This window comes from Bailinhaonella thermotolerans (genome assembly GCF_003594875.1).
Classification (GTDB): domain Bacteria; phylum Actinomycetota; class Actinomycetes; order Streptosporangiales; family Streptosporangiaceae; genus Bailinhaonella; species Bailinhaonella thermotolerans.
The window spans coordinates 384398-396556 of the sequence record NZ_QZEY01000001.1; the positions used below are offsets into that span (position 1 = coordinate 384398).

At 73.0% G+C, this 12159-nt stretch carries 17 protein-coding genes; 7 read left to right on the forward strand and 10 right to left on the reverse strand.

Translation table 11 applies throughout. The annotated features are described in order from the left end of the window. The first annotated feature begins 21 nt into the window (after positions 1–21). Entirely contained in the window at positions 22–1224 is a 1203-nt protein-coding gene (locus D5H75_RS01825) for an NADH:flavin oxidoreductase (RefSeq protein WP_277949910.1), read from the forward strand. A 137-nt stretch (positions 1225–1361) separates the two neighbouring features. Here D5H75_RS01825 and D5H75_RS01830 read toward each other — a convergent pair whose 3' ends face one another. Next, complete coding sequence (locus D5H75_RS01830) at positions 1362–1826, reverse strand: hypothetical protein (RefSeq protein WP_119925174.1); 465 nt, start codon at positions 1824–1826, stop codon at positions 1362–1364. 250 nt (positions 1827–2076) lie between these two features. Here D5H75_RS01830 and D5H75_RS01835 point away from each other — a divergent pair, with 250 nt between their 5' ends. Together D5H75_RS01835 and D5H75_RS01840 are read left to right on the forward strand one after the other, a co-directional pair. Beyond that, positions 2077–2793: an SDR family NAD(P)-dependent oxidoreductase gene (locus D5H75_RS01835; protein WP_119924533.1), complete on the forward strand. Its 717-nt coding sequence runs from the start codon at positions 2077–2079 to the stop codon at positions 2791–2793. Further along, the gene (locus D5H75_RS01840; RefSeq protein ID WP_119924534.1) at positions 2783–3382 is read left to right on the forward strand and encodes a MarR family winged helix-turn-helix transcriptional regulator; all 600 of its coding nucleotides are present in this window, start codon (positions 2783–2785) and stop codon (positions 3380–3382) included. Before D5H75_RS01835 ends, D5H75_RS01840 begins: the two co-directional genes overlap by 11 nt. 79 nt (positions 3383–3461) lie before the next feature. Here the strand turns inward: D5H75_RS01840 and D5H75_RS42665 are convergent, their stop codons facing one another. From D5H75_RS42665 to D5H75_RS01850, 3 genes are all read right to left on the reverse strand, one after another. Beyond that, on the reverse strand, positions 3462–3641 hold the full coding sequence (locus D5H75_RS42665; RefSeq protein WP_242453934.1) for a hypothetical protein: 180 nt from the start codon (positions 3639–3641) through the stop codon (positions 3462–3464). Positions 3642–3670: 29 nt separating this feature from the next. After that, positions 3671–4144, reverse strand: a complete 474-nt coding sequence (locus tag D5H75_RS01845) for an alpha/beta fold hydrolase (RefSeq protein ID WP_242453935.1) — start codon at positions 4142–4144, stop codon at positions 3671–3673. A gap of 175 nt (positions 4145–4319) precedes the next feature. Then, the gene (locus tag D5H75_RS01850) at positions 4320–4919 is read right to left on the reverse strand and encodes a TetR/AcrR family transcriptional regulator (RefSeq protein WP_119924535.1); all 600 of its coding nucleotides are present in this window, start codon (positions 4917–4919) and stop codon (positions 4320–4322) included. A 79-nt stretch (positions 4920–4998) separates the two neighbouring features. Here D5H75_RS01850 and D5H75_RS01855 point away from each other — a divergent pair, with 79 nt between their 5' ends. Then, a complete protein-coding gene (locus tag D5H75_RS01855) occupies positions 4999–6033 on the forward strand; it encodes an alpha/beta fold hydrolase (RefSeq protein WP_119924536.1) in 1035 nt (344 codons plus the stop codon). Between the two features lie 113 nt (positions 6034–6146). Here D5H75_RS01855 and D5H75_RS01860 read toward each other — a convergent pair whose 3' ends face one another. Next, entirely contained in the window at positions 6147–6773 is a 627-nt protein-coding gene (locus tag D5H75_RS01860) for a TetR/AcrR family transcriptional regulator (RefSeq protein ID WP_119924537.1), read from the reverse strand. A 74-nt stretch (positions 6774–6847) separates the two neighbouring features. Between D5H75_RS01860 and D5H75_RS01865 the strand changes: the two genes are divergently transcribed. Further along, entirely contained in the window at positions 6848–7543 is a 696-nt protein-coding gene (locus D5H75_RS01865) for a carboxymuconolactone decarboxylase family protein (RefSeq protein WP_119924538.1), read from the forward strand. A 141-nt stretch (positions 7544–7684) separates the two neighbouring features. Here D5H75_RS01865 and D5H75_RS01870 read toward each other — a convergent pair whose 3' ends face one another. From D5H75_RS01870 to D5H75_RS01885, 4 genes are all read right to left on the reverse strand, one after another. Then, positions 7685–8167, reverse strand: coding sequence for a hypothetical protein (locus tag D5H75_RS01870; protein ID WP_119924539.1), 483 nt, complete (start codon positions 8165–8167; stop codon positions 7685–7687). 16 nt (positions 8168–8183) lie between these two features. After that, positions 8184–8600 (reverse strand): DUF2199 domain-containing protein, encoded by a 417-nt coding sequence (locus tag D5H75_RS01875; RefSeq protein ID WP_119924540.1) that lies wholly within the window; start codon positions 8598–8600, stop codon positions 8184–8186. Beyond that, positions 8597–8971: a phosphotransferase gene (locus tag D5H75_RS01880; protein WP_119924541.1), complete on the reverse strand. Its 375-nt coding sequence runs from the start codon at positions 8969–8971 to the stop codon at positions 8597–8599. The genes D5H75_RS01875 and D5H75_RS01880 overlap by 4 nt, the downstream gene beginning before the upstream one ends. A gap of 87 nt (positions 8972–9058) precedes the next feature. Next, positions 9059–9403 carry a hypothetical protein gene (locus tag D5H75_RS01885; RefSeq protein WP_119924542.1) on the reverse strand — a complete coding sequence of 115 codons (345 nt, stop codon included), beginning with the start codon at positions 9401–9403 and terminating at the stop codon, positions 9059–9061. A gap of 214 nt (positions 9404–9617) precedes the next feature. Between D5H75_RS01885 and D5H75_RS01890 the strand changes: the two genes are divergently transcribed. Continuing rightward, positions 9618–10403 (forward strand): alpha/beta fold hydrolase, encoded by a 786-nt coding sequence (locus D5H75_RS01890; RefSeq protein ID WP_119924543.1) that lies wholly within the window; start codon positions 9618–9620, stop codon positions 10401–10403. Between the two features lie 36 nt (positions 10404–10439). Here the strand turns inward: D5H75_RS01890 and D5H75_RS01895 are convergent, their stop codons facing one another. Further along, positions 10440–10997 carry an NADPH-dependent FMN reductase gene (locus D5H75_RS01895; protein ID WP_119924544.1) on the reverse strand — a complete coding sequence of 186 codons (558 nt, stop codon included), beginning with the start codon at positions 10995–10997 and terminating at the stop codon, positions 10440–10442. A 145-nt stretch (positions 10998–11142) separates the two neighbouring features. On the opposite strand from D5H75_RS01895, the gene D5H75_RS01900 reads away from it, so the two are divergent. After that, positions 11143–12144 carry an AraC family transcriptional regulator gene (locus D5H75_RS01900; protein WP_119924545.1) on the forward strand — a complete coding sequence of 334 codons (1002 nt, stop codon included), beginning with the start codon at positions 11143–11145 and terminating at the stop codon, positions 12142–12144. The last annotated feature ends 15 nt before the right edge of the window (positions 12145–12159 follow it).

A 12159-nucleotide genomic window follows, 5' to 3' on the forward strand; every position in this document is an offset into this window, starting at 1 on the left:
TATTCAATCAGTGATTGAAATATGTTCGAGCGTCAGGAGTCGGTGGACATGCCCAAGGACGCCAGCCCTCCCGCCGTGTTCGAGCCCGCCCGGCTCGGCCCGCTCACCCTGCGCAACCGGATCCTCAAGGCCGCCACCTTCGAGGGCATGACCAGGGGCGCCCTCGCCGGGGACGACCTGATCGAGTTCCACCGGCGGCACGCCGCGGGCGGGGTCGCCATGACGACGGTCGCCTACTGCGCCGTCGCGCCCGAGGGCCGCACCGGGCGCAACCAGATCTGGATGCGCCCGGAGGCCGTGCCGGGGCTGCGCCGCCTCACCGACGCCGTGCACGCCGAGGGCGCCGCCGCCTCCGCCCAGATCGGCCACGCCGGGCCGGTGGCCGACCCCAGGTCCAACCGCGCGCCCGCCCTGGCCCCCTCGGCCAGGTTCAACCCCCAGGCCGCGCGGCTGACCCGCCGCGCCACGGCCGCCGACATCGAGCGCGTCATCGCCGCCCACGCGACCGCCGCCGAACTGGCCGTCGAGGCCGGCTTCGACGCCGTCGAGATCCACCTGGGCCACAACTACTTCGCCAGCTCGTTCCTCTCCCCCAGGCTCAACAAGCGCCGCGACCAGTACGGCGGCTCGCTGGCCAACCGCGCCAAGGTCGCCCTCGGCGCCGCCCGCGCCGTACGCGACGCGGTCGGCGGCCGCATCGCCGTACTGGCCAAACTGAACATGGACGACGGCGTGCCCGGCGGCCTGTGGCTGGACGAGAGCCTGCGGGTCGCCCAGTGGCTCGAACGCGACGGCAGCGTGGACGCCCTGGAGCTGACCGCCGGGAGCTCCCTGCTCAACCCGATGTACCTCTTCCGGGGCGACGCGCCGGTCACCGAGTTCGCCGCCGTCTTCAGGCAGCCCGTACGGCTGGGCGTCAAGCTCGCCGGTGAGCGGTTCCTCCGCGCCTATCCCTACCGGGAGGCGTACCTGCTCGACAGCGCCCGCCAGTTCCGCGCCGCGCTCAAGCTCCCGCTCATCCTGCTCGGCGGCGTCACCCGGCGTTCGACGATGGACCTGGCGATGGCCGAGGGCTTCGAGTTCGTCGCCATGGCCCGCGCGCTCCTGCGCGAGCCCGACCTGGTCAACCGCATCCAGGCCGACCCCGCCACGCCCTCCCTGTGCATCCACTGCAACAAGTGCATGCCGACCATCTTCACCGGCACCCGCTGCGTCCTGACCTGACCTGACCTGACAGACGCGGACGTACGGCCGGCGAGGCCCCGACCGGCGGCGGGGCCCGGCGGCCTGCGGGACGCGGCTCTGGCGGCGGGACGCGGCTTTCGGCCCGCGGGACGCGGCTTTCGGCCCACGGGGCGCGGTCAGGCGGGCTCGCCCAGTTGCCCGGCCAGCCGCTCCAGGCCGTCCCTGATCAGCCGCCCGTACTCGTCGTCGCCGAGCGCGCCCATCCCGTCCCGCGCCCGCCGGAGGTGCTCCCGGGCCCGGTCGAGATCGCCCAGCTTCCGGTAGCAGTCGCAGATGTTCAGGTGCAGCGACGGATACAGGCCCGCGACCGAGAGCGGCACCCCCGCCTCGGCCACCCGCTCATCGGTGACCCGTCCAGCGGCGGCCAGCGCCCGCAGATCCCACATCAGTTCCTGCCGCACGTCGTCCTGCACATCGGCCATCGAGTGGGCCAGCACGCCCACATGCAGCGGGTCGCCCCCCTCACCGCCGATGTCATCCCAGATCCGCGCGAACAACTCCCGGGCGGCCTCCCGCTCCCCCCGGCCGTGATGCAACTCCACCCCCTGCCCGATCCGCTCCATCGTCGGGTCAGCGGCCATCGGCACCTCCACGCAGATCGCATCCGGCAAACGATCTCGGCCCCGACTGTACGGAAAACGTCCTCGGCGCGACATCCCCCGGCCCGGCCAGGGCGGTCGGCCGTACCACGTGATGGCAGAGGGCGGGGCCGCTGTGGTCCGTCGCGTCGTCGTGGGGGCCGATGCACGATCCGTGTCGTGCCGGTTTGCGTTCACGGTCATCCGGTTGCCGTGCTAGCTTGAGTTTAGGTCTAAAGTTAGGGGGATCGATATGGCGCGCACGATCGTGGTCAGTGGCGGCGGCACCGGCATCGGGAAGGCGGTGGCGGCGCGATTCGCGGCCGACGGGGACCGGGTCGTGGTCATCGGCCGCCGGGCCGACGTGCTGGAACGGGCGGCCGAGGAGATCGGCGCCGTCGCGCTGCCGGCCGACCTGAGCGAGCCGGCCGAGGTCGAGCGGATACGCGCCGACCTGGCCGGCCGCTTCGGCGCCATCGACGTGCTGGTCAACAACGCCGGCGGCAACGTCGAACCGGGCGGCGGCGACCACGAGCGGCGGTGGACCGCCAACTTCCGGGCCAACGTGCTGACGGCCGTACTCCCGACCGAGGCGTTCCGTGACCTGCTCAACCCGTCCGGGCGGATCGTCTTCCTCAGCTCGATCGCGGCCATCCGCGGGTCGGGCGGCAACTCGTACGGGCCGATGAAGGCGGCCCTGCACCCGTACGCGTTCGACCTGGCCGCCGAGCTCGGGCCGCGCGGCATCACGGTCAACGTGGTCGCGCCCGGGTTCATCCAGGACACCGAGTTCTTCGGCGACGGCCTGAGCGACGAGCGGCGCGCGAGGCTGGTCGCGCAGACCAGCACCGGCAGGGCCGGCACGCCGCGGGACGTCGCCGAGACCGTGCACTGGCTCGCCTCGCCCGGCGGCGGGCACATCACCGCGCAGGTCATCCAGGTGAACGGCGGAGCCGAGCGTGGCCGCTGAGCCGCCGCGCGACGACGCCACCGACGCCACCGACGCCACCGACGCCCCCGGCGCCACCGAGGCCGGCGGGGCGGCTCGCGACGGCGCCGATGACATTCAGGATGCGTGGCTGCGGGAGTTGCCAGGGGTCCCGGTCGAGTCGATCGGCGTCATCACCCGGATCTGGTGGGCCGCCAAGGTGTTCGGCGACGAGCGGCGCCGCACCCTGGCACGACTGGGCGTGGACGTGGCGACGCTGGACCTGCTGTCCACGTTGCGGCGCTCCGGCACGCCGTACCGGATGAGCCCGGGCGAGCTGGCCGAGGCGTGCAGGGTCTCACGCGGCGCGATCACCCAGCGGGTGGAGCGAGCGGCCAGGGCCGGGCTGGTCGAACGCACCACCGCCGGGTCGGGCTACCACGCACGCGCCGTCACCCTCACCCAGGCGGGCAACGAACTGCTCGACCGTGTCGTCGCCGACCTGCTCACCTCCGAGGACGACCTCATCAGCCACCTGCCACCCGAACACCGCCGCCAGCTCGCCGGCCTGCTGCGGGAACTGCTCGCCGGCTTCGCGGACTCGAACCCGCGCGGACAGGTCGGGGAGTGAGCCCAGGGCCTCACCCCCGAAGAGACCTCTCTGCTCACCCCGCGACGACATATCGCTGATCAACGCCTCGGGCCAGTGCCTATCCGCCGGCCGCCCGGGACAGGAGGCGGGCGAGGTCGCGGGCGCGGGTGGCCATCGGCCAGTGGCCCGAGTCCAGGTCCACGTAGTCGACGTGGGTGGCGCGGGCCAGCTCGGGGCTCTCCCCGGCGGCGATCCACTTCCGGGCCTGGTCGGGGGTGAACTCGGGGCACACGACCACGACGGGGACGTCGAAGCGGCGCTCGTCGCTCAGGCGTACGACTCCCCTGGCGACCGCCTCGGGGACGGGGATGGCGGCGGAGGCCAGGCGGGCCCGCGTCTCCTCGTCCAGGTCGGCGGCGTCCGCCCTTCGAACGGACCCCAGCCGGGGAAGGGCATGACGCCGTCGCCGATCGGGAAGTGATCGGCGTAAGTCCCCCCGTCGGCGGCGGGGAAGCCGCCGATCATGACGACCTTGGACACCTTCTCCGGCCGCGCGTCGGCGGCCAGCCAGGCCAGGCTCGCCGCCACGGAGTGCCCCACCACCATGGGCCTCCCGTGCGCCGCGTCAACGGCCGCGAGCACCGCCGCGAGCTGGTCGTCGAGCGTCGCGGAGGCGGCTCCGTCGCCCTGGCCCGGGAGGGTGAGCGGCACGGCGCGGTGGCCGAGCGCGGTGAGTTCGGGTACGACGTCGTCCCATGCGGATCCGTCGAACCACAGGCCGGCGATGAGCAGGATGTCCACGGAGTTTCTCCCGGGGAGGGGGTGGATCTGGCTGCCGCACCCTATCGGGGGCCTCCGACAAAATCAGACCGTCCGCGCCCACGAACCTCTCCGCGCGGTCTTGGGCGGCACCCCAGCTCCTGACCGGTCTGCTCGCCCCTCCGCTTCCTGACCGGCTTGCCCGCCGCCGGCGGAGTCACGCGAACAGGGTGGTCTCCAGCATCGTGATGAGCGCTTCGGCGGCGGCCGGGGCGTCGTAGCCGGGGTCCCGCATGTGCTCGCCGATGATCCCGTCGATCGCTCCGCCCACGATGATCGCCAGCGTACGCGGGTCGGGGCCCGGGCCCAGGCCCCGGGCCCGCCGGGCCTCCTGGAGGAGGGCCGCGAGAGGTTTCCAGCGGACCGACGGATCGGGGACGTCGCCGTTGGTGATCGCCCCCACGAGCATGCGGGTGTGGCCGGGCCGTTCGGCGAGGTGACCGACCATCCGGCGCACGTAGGCGGCCGGGGCCCGGTCGGCCGGCACCGCGGCGATCGCCGCCTCGACGTCGGCCACGAGCAGGCCGAGCACGCGTTCGTGCGCCGCCGCCACGACCGCGTCCTTGGAGGCGAAGTGGTACAGCACCGCGCCCTTGGTGATCCCGGCCGTCTGCGCGATCCGCGTCAGCGAGGTGGCGGCGTAGCCGTACTCGGACACCAGGTCGATCGTGATCTGGATGAGCTGATCACGCCGGGCCTGCTCGATGAGGCTGAGCGGCCTGTCCTGGGTATGCGGTGCCGTACGCCGTGGTGCCATGGCCCGACGCTATCGCATCGCGACGTATGCTTCTGAACAGAGGTCAAAAAACTGACCATCGTTCAGCCGGGAGGTTCCGATGAGTGGCGACGCCGAGCGAGACCGGCCTGACACCGGGGCGTCCAGGGCCGATCCGCCGCGCGGGCGAGGCACACGCGCGCGCCGCCGGGCGCTGAAGATCGTCGCCGGCGTCCTCGTCGTCGCGGCCGTGGCCCTGGCCTTCGCCCTGCGCAGCCCGTCCACCGTGGGGCACTGGGCCAGCGCCCGGGGCCAGGCCGACTACCTTGCGGCGTACGGCAAGGCGATGGCCGACATGCCCCGGCCCTCCCGCACCCTCGACGTGCGCACCGACTTCGGGGTCGTGCGCGCCTACCGGTACGAAGGCCACCCCGGTCGCGCCGAGCCGCTGGTGCTCCTGCCCGGCAGGGCGTCGGGGTCACCGGTCTGGGGCGGCAACCTCCCCCACCTGCTCAAGGTCGGCGACGTCTACACGATCGACCTGCTGGGCGAGCCCGGCCGCAGCGTCCAGGAGATCCCGATCACCTCCGACGCGGACCAGGCGGCGTGGCTGGACCAGGTGCTCGCGCGGCTGCCGGAGAAGTCCTTCCACGTCGTCGGCCTGTCGATCGGCGGCTGGACGGCGACGAACCTGGCCGTCCACCGGCCGCGGCACGTCGCCACGCTGACGCTGATCGACCCGGTCTACACCTTCTCCGACATCCCGGTCGGCACGGCGATCCGCGCCATCCCCGCCTCGGTCCCCTGGCTCCCGAAGTCCTGGCGCGACGCGTTCAACTCCTACACGGCGGGCGGCGCCCCGGTGAAGGACGTCCCGGTCGCGGACATGATCGAGTCCGGCATGAAGAACTACACCCTGCACCTGCCGCAGCCGACCCGCATCCCCGAGAACGCGCTGCGCGGCCTGAAGGTCCCGGTCCTGGCGATCCTGGCCGGCAAGTCGGTGATGCACGACCCCGCCACCTCCCGCCAGGTCGCCCAGCGCGCCCTCCACGGCGGAACCGTCAGGTTCTACCCCCACGCCTCCCACGCGATCAACGGCGAACACCCCACCGAGATCGCCACCGACCTGGCCACCTTCCTCAACAGGAACTGACCGCCCCCGCACCGGCTGTACCCCCTGGCTCGGTCGGCCGGCCGCCGGACTCCGGCCCACGCCGGTCTCAGTCCTCCCCTGGCCCGGCGGATGGCCGCCGCCTCTTCGAGCGTTCAGGCCGGCGCCGGTGCGGCTCCGACGAGTTTGACGATGAAGCGGTCGACCTGCTCCTCCAGCGGCGGCCAGGGGACGGCGGGCTGGTTGACGCGCATCGACACGGCGCCGTGGACGGCCGCCCGGAGGTCCAGCGACACCGTCGCGGCGTCGTCGGCGGGAGCGAGCCCGGCGTCCATGCACCGCTGGATCGCGGCGGTGGTGCCTTCGGCCAGGGCCTGCTTGAACGGCATGGCGACGCGCTGGTTGAGGGTGCTCTCATGGAGCACCTTGTACAGGCCCGGATGCCGCTGGACCCACGCGCCGAGCACGAGGACACGTGCGCGCAGCCTGCCGACCGGATCGGCGGCGCCGGACTCGGCCCGGTCGACGGCCTGGACGAGATCGTGGTGGAAGCGCTCCAGCGCGGCCAGGACGAGGGCGTCCCGGTCCGCGAAATGGATGTACACCGACGTGGCCGCGACGCCGACCTCGCGCGCCACCGCCCGCATGGACAGGGCCTGGTCGTCGCCGAGCTCGTCCAGCAGCCTGAGGGCGGCGCCCAGGATGTCCTCGCGCAGCCGATCGCCCTGGCCGCGCGGGTTGCGGCCCCGGCCGCCGCCCCGGGCGGATGAAGTCCTGTCCATGGTTCGCCATTGTATCCGGACAACTGTTGCCCTACAGTCGTAGCGCTACAGCCGTTCACTTACTGAGGATGACCATGAACCTCGCACTCCAGACTCGCACCCAGGCGCTCGACCCGGTCTTCGCCGAGATGAGCGCCGCCACCGACCGCAAGGTGTGGGAGGAGATCCCCGAACTCACCACGCGGGAGAAGATCCTGCTGAGCATCGTCGCCGACGTCTGCCAGCAGACCCTTGGCCTGCCGTTCGAGCACCACGCGCGCATGGGCCTGGATCACGGCCTGTCCCGCGACGACCTGCGGGAACTGCTGCGTTTCATCTCCTACGACAGCGGCTACCCCGCGGCGCTGGCCGCGCTCGCCCGCCTGGCCGAGATCGAACGGGAGCAGGGCCTCACCGGCCCCGCCGGACCGGGTCACGAGGTGGACGCCGAAGGTTCGGGCAGCCCGATCCCGGCGCCGATGCGGCAGGCCGTACGCGACCTCGACGCCCCCTTCGCCGACTACATGGACCTGCAGTCGCGGATGCGGGCGGGCATCCGGCGGCTGAGCGTGCGCGAGCGGGCGTTCGCCACGATCACCGTCGATGTGCTCTACCAGACGCTGGACGAGAGCCTGCGCGCTCACGTGACCCGCGCCCTCGGCGGCGGAGCCACCCCCGACGACGTCCGCGCCGTCGTCCGGTTCTCCGCCCAGTTCGGCATGACCAAGGCATGGCGCGCCCTGCGCGTCCTCAACGCCCTCTTCACCGAGACCGGGGCGGTCTTCGCCTGATCTCTCGGTCGCGGGGCCCGCGGGCCCACGACAACGTCGCCCCCTCGCCCAACCAACCAGGAGGCCCCGCTCACCGGCCTGGCCCGGGAGCACGTGCGGCGTGCTCGTCTCGCTCAGCCCGGGTGAGCGGGCGCCGCCGTCTTAGCCGGAGGGCTGGTGCCGGGGCGTGTGGGGGGTCAGGGTCGCCGAGCGCCATACGTGCTGGGCCCAGGCCAGGTCGTCGGGGTTGTCGTACATACAGGCGACGGCGAGGATCCGCCCGTCGTGTGCGGTGAAGCCGTACAGCTCGTGCCGTTCTCGGCCTTCGACCGTGGCGGTGAGCCAGAAGGCGTGCCGCGATCCGCCCGGGACCTCTTCGGTGATCCGATGGTCCTCGGCGACGCGCGGCGCTTCGCCGGTGAACGACGCGATCAGCTCGGCCGCGGACCGGGGCGCGGTGTACAGGTCGGCGAGGACCGTACGGCCCGGCCCGGCGAACTGGCTGGTGCCCTCGACCACGCGAGAGGCCAGGCCCGCGCTGCGCTCGATGACCCAGTGCTCGTCCAGCCGCTGCCGGATCGGCACCGGCAGCGGATGCCCGAAGTGGCTCAGCACGTGGTGACGGTCCCAGACCGTGCCCAGCACTTGCGCGAGCCGCTCGTCATCGCTGTCCGCGACGTACGGGGATCTCCTCCGGGTCGCGCACCACGGCGGTCAGGCGGGCGCCCCGCGCCTCGCCCCACGGCTTGACGGCGTTGGCCAGGGTCCCGGTGAGCACCAGCTCGCCGTACGCGGCGTCGTCGTCCCACACCGCGCGGGCGTGCTCCAGATCCTCCTCGCCGATCTCCATCCAGGTGCCCAGGACGAGCTCCAGTCCACCGGACAGCCGCACCGGGAGCAGGCAGCGGGCGAAGCAGCCGTGCCCGCGGACGCGCAGCAGCCCGCCGTTCACCTTCTCGCGCGCGGACTCGGGGAGGTCCAGGGCGATGTCGGGCAGTCCGAACCGCATGTCGATCCGGTCCGTGTCGTACAGTGGCCGCCCGCAGCACGCACAGGTCACCGCGGTGTCGAAGGTCATGGACACCGCAGCCTAACAGCGACCTTCCCAGCGAAGGCCGCGTTTCGGGCATCGTTGAGGGCGTCGGCCTCCAGCGGCTCCCCTGGGATGCGGCCGAGTACCAGGAACGGCACCTCGTCGCCACCGTGGGCGCCGCCCTGGAGCAGCGGCTCAGGAGTGCGGAAGCCCAGCTCGAGGCCGGCGAGTGCCCGCAGTGCGGCCGCGCGCCGGGGAAGGCGGGCGGCCGCCGCCCGGGTGCGGGGCAGGCATACGACGCGGCCGGAGCCGATGATCACGATGTGGAACCGCCCCCGGCGTACCGCGAGGTCGTCCGGTTCGTGGCCGGGGAGCAGCCGGATGAGCAGAGCGCGATGAGTCGTACGGATGCTCACGAGTGTCTCCGGCCGGTCCGCGGGCCCCGAAGCCCGGCCACCCACCTCCAGTGATCAACACCGGCACCACCCCCATCCGACCGCCGTTCAGCAGTGCTCTTCCAGGTAGATCAGCTCGCCGCCGTCCTCGCAGGCGAACCAGGTGGCCCGGTAGGAGGGCGTGCCGGGGATCCCGCGCGATCCTGGGCCGGCGAAGCTCCGCCGCAGGTCGCGCCACAGCCCGGCCCGTTCCTCCGCCGAGACGAAGGCGGGCTCGAAGCCGCCGGACCAGCCCACCACGAACGGGACGTCCGGCCGGCGGATGAGCCGGTCGGCCACGCGCAGGTCGGCGTCGCCCCGCCGAGCGCGCCATATCCGCCCGTCGGGCGTGACCAGCACCCCGGACGACCAGGGGCTCGGCCGGCCCTCGACGCGATCGCCCCACTCGCTCACGGCAGGAGGCGGGTTCGGGGACGGACTGCCACGCCCCGACAATAGCCGCGCCACGGCAGGACCGGCCGGCCCTCTCGGCTCCTCCCCCTCGATGACCGATGCGGCTCGACCCGGGCCTGCCGGGCCCGGCGCGGGGGCCGCCGTCGTCCGGTCAGGGGCGGGGAGGTGTGGCCGCCGGGGCGCCGCGGGTTGTGGGAGGGACGAGAATGAGGGGGTGGCTTTTGCGAAGACTGCGGATGGTGTGAGGCTTTCGTATCAGGTGCGGGGGGACGGGCCGCCGCTCGTGCTGCTTCCGGGGCAGGCCAACGATCACCACTGGTGGGACGGGGTGCGGGCGGACTTCGAGCGGTCCTATCGCACGATCACCTTCGACTATCGCGGCACCGGGGACAGTGACAAACCGGACGAGGTCTACACGACGCGGGGGTTCGCGCTCGACGTGCTGGCCGTGCTCGACGAGGTGGGGGTGGAGCGGGCTCACGTCTACGGGACCTCGATGGGCGGGCGGGTCGCGCAGTGGCTGGCGGCCGACCACCCCGGACGGGTGGGGGCGCTGGTGCTGGGGTGCACCTCGCCGGGAGGGGCGCACGGGGTGGAGCGGAGCCGGGAGGTGCACCGCGCGCTGGCCCAGCGCGACCGGGCCGCCGCCGAGCGGGCGCTGCTCGAGCTGATGTACACCCCCGAATGGCTCGCCGCTCACCCCGGCCCGTACCACACGACCGGCGATCCGGACATGCCCGCTCACGCGCGCCGCCGGCACTTCGCCGCCAGCGCCGGTCACGACAGCTGGGAGGCGCTGCCGGGCATCACCGCGCCCACCCTCGTCGTCCATGGCGCCGACGACGTCTTCAACCCCGCCGCGAACGCGCCCCTGCTGGCCGGCCGCATCCCCGGTGCGCGCCTGCACCTCATCCCGCGCGCGCGGCACGCCTATTTCGAGGAGTTCCGCGAGGTGGCCGGCCCCCTGGTCCTCGACTTCCTCGCGGCGGCGACGGGGTGAGGAGATCCGCCCGGGGCGGCGCGGCGGGCCCCCGCTTCACGTCCGGAGGGGGCGGAGGGCGGTGCTCCAGGTGACGACCTGGTCGAGGAGTTTGGTGAGCATGTCGGCCTGGTGGGGGGCGGGCTTGAAGGTGGTGAAGTCCTCGAAGTCGGTGTGCATCAGCAGTTCGACGGCGATCTGGACGTCGGCGACCTTGAGCTGGCCGAGCACCTGGCGCAGGTGCTCGGCCGCGCGAACGCCGCCGCTGACGCCGTAGCCGACGACGCCCGCGGCCTTGTCGTGCCATTCGGCGTACAGGAAGTCGATGGCGGTCTTGAGCGCGCCGCTGGTGGAGTGGTTGTACTCGGGGGTGACGAAGACGAAGCCGTCGAGGCCGGCGATGGTGTCGGACCACGCCTTGGTGTGCGGGCGTTCGTAGACGCCGGTGGCGGCGGCGAGGGGTTCGTCGAGGTGGGGCAGGTCGTAGTCCTTCAGGTCGACCAGTTCGTAGTGGGCGTCGCCGCGCCGGGCGGCGTGGTCATGGACCCAGCGGGCGACGGCCTCGCCGTTGCGGCCCGGGCGGGTGCTGCCGAGGATGATGCCGATTCTGATCATTTGTCCGCCTTCACCGTGACGTGTCCCGGTGGTCTCGCCAGCCGGGATCGTTCGCATGAGACAACCGTAGGAGCGCTCGATGAGACATCCAATGCGTTGATGTCTTGGATTAATACGCGATCGTCTTCGTGGTTAGACTCGGGCTGTGGACGTGCTGAGCGATGTGGTCGCTTCCATGCGCATGGGCGTGCCGCGGTCGGCGCGGGTGGAGTGGGCGGCGCCGTGGGGCCGGCGGTTCCCGGCGGAGCCCGGTTCGGCGGGATTCCAGGTGGTATTGCGGGGTTCGTGCTGGGTGGTGCCGCCGGAGGGCGAGCCGATCCAGGCCGGCCCGGGTGACGTGCTGTTCTTCCCGCACGGGCACGGTTACGCGCTGGCCGACTCCCCCGGCACGCCCGTCGCCGAGCCCGACTGCGATCCCCGCGCCCCCGCCGAGTTGTACGCCTCGGCCTCGGTGGAGGGCGCCGGGCCGGTCACGGTGACGTTGTGGGGCGGGTACCGGCTCGACTCCAGCCGGGCGCATCCGCTGCTCAGAACGCTTCCCGCGATGATCCACCTGCCGGCCAGGCTGGGCCGCAACCCCGAGCTGCGCGCCGCGGTCGAGCTGCTGGGCGGGGAGATCGAGGACCCGCGGCCGGGCGCGGACATGGTGGTGCCGGCGCTGCTGGACACGCTGCTGCTGTACATCCTGCGAGCCTGGTTCGACGCCTCCGCCGAGCGCTGCGAGGTGGAGAGCTGGGCCGCCGCGCTGGCCGATCCGGCCGTCAGCGCCGCGCTCGACGGGATCCACCGTGACCCGGCCCATCCCTGGACGGTCGAGTCGCTGGGCCGCCGCGCCGGGCTGTCCCGGGCGGCGTTCTCCCGCCGGTTCACCCAGCTCGTCGGGCAGCCGCCGCTGACCTACCTGACGTGGTGGCGGCTGGGTACGGCCGCGCGCATGCTGCGTGATTCCGGGGCGGCGCTGAGCGAGGTGGCGGCGGCGGTGGGTTACGGCTCGGAGTTCGCCTTCGCCAACGCCTTCAAGCGCGAGTACGGCGTGGCCCCCGGCAGGTACCGCCGCCTGGCCTGCCCGCCGCCCGAGGGGCCGGAGGCGGAGGGGACGGCGTCGAGGGGGACGGCGGCGGACGCGCTCGGCACGGTCCCGGGCTGAGCCGTCCCGCCCGCG